The organism is Roseateles sp. P5_E11 (assembly GCF_054049355.1).
This window is the reverse complement of record NZ_JBFUMO010001045.1, coordinates 1-1,062: the sequence shown is the minus strand read 5'-3', so window position 1 is coordinate 1,062 and position 1,062 is coordinate 1. Positions and strand designations below refer to the sequence as shown.

Sequence of the window (1,062 nt, the reverse complement as noted above, 5' to 3'; positions counted from 1 at the left end):
CATTGGCCCAGACGGTAAAGCAGGTCTCGGGCAGCGTCGCGGCCTGAGCCAGCGTCCAACCCTTGGGCACCGGCAGGCATTGCCCGATCGGCGCCGTGCACAGCTCGGCATAGCCGCCGCCATTGACCAGCGCGCAGACCTTGTCGCCCAACTTGAAGCCATGCGCCGCCAGAGCCTCGGAGTCACCAGCGACGATCTCGCCCGCAACTTCCAACCCCGGCAGATCGCTCGCACCCGGCGGCGGCGGGTAGGCACCCTTGCRCTGCAGCACATCCGGGCGGTTGATGCMCGAWGCTGCGACGCGGATCAGGCACTCACCCGGGCCCGCGACTGGATCCGGCCGTTCGGCCAGCTCCAGCACCTCGGGCCCGCCGGGGCGGGTGATCGCGATGGCTTTCATCGCTCTCGCAATTACTCTGCGGCGGGCGGCGTGTGGTCAGCGGCCGGCATCGGAGCAGCTTCACGCTCGGGACGGTCCAGCAGTGCCTTCATCGACAGCTTGATGCGGCCCTTCTCGTCCGTCTCCAGGACCTTGACCTTGACGATCTGGCCTTCGCTCAGGAAGTCGGTGACCTTCTCGACGCGCTGGTGGGCGATCTGGCTGATGTGCAGCAGGCCGTCCTTGCCGGGCAGCAGGTTCACGAGAGCACCGAAGTCCAGGATCTTGGTGATCGGGCCTTCGTAGACCTTGCCGACTTCGACTTCCGCCGTGATTTCCTGGATGCGCTTCTTGGCCAGTTCGGCCTTGTCGGCGTCCGTGGAAGCGATCGTGATGGTGCCGTCTTCGCCGATGTCGATGGTCGTGCCGGTCTCTTCGGTCAGCGCGCGGATCGTCGAGCCGCCCTTGCCGATGACGTCACGGATCTTCTCCGGGTTGATCTTCATCGTGTACAGGCGGGGCGCGAACTGCGACACCTCGGTGTTGGCCGTGCCCATGGCTTCGACCATCTTGCCCAGGATGTGCAGGCGGGCTTCCTTGGCTTGCGCCAGGGCGACCTGCATGATTTCCTTGGTGATGCCCTGGATCTTGATGTCCATCTGCAGAGCGGTGATGCCGGTCGT

The 1,062-nt window shown here is 65.4% G+C and carries 2 protein-coding genes; both read right to left on the bottom strand.

Translation table 11 applies throughout. The features are described from left to right. A partial coding sequence (locus ACXJKR_RS33270; RefSeq protein ID WP_457326491.1) for an alcohol dehydrogenase catalytic domain-containing protein occupies positions 1 to 400 on the bottom strand: 400 nt, incomplete at its 3' end. An 11-nt stretch (positions 401 to 411) separates the two neighbouring features. After that, positions 412 to 1,062: S1 RNA-binding domain-containing protein (locus tag ACXJKR_RS33265; protein WP_457326490.1), on the bottom strand; the 651-nt coding region annotated here is incomplete at its 5' end.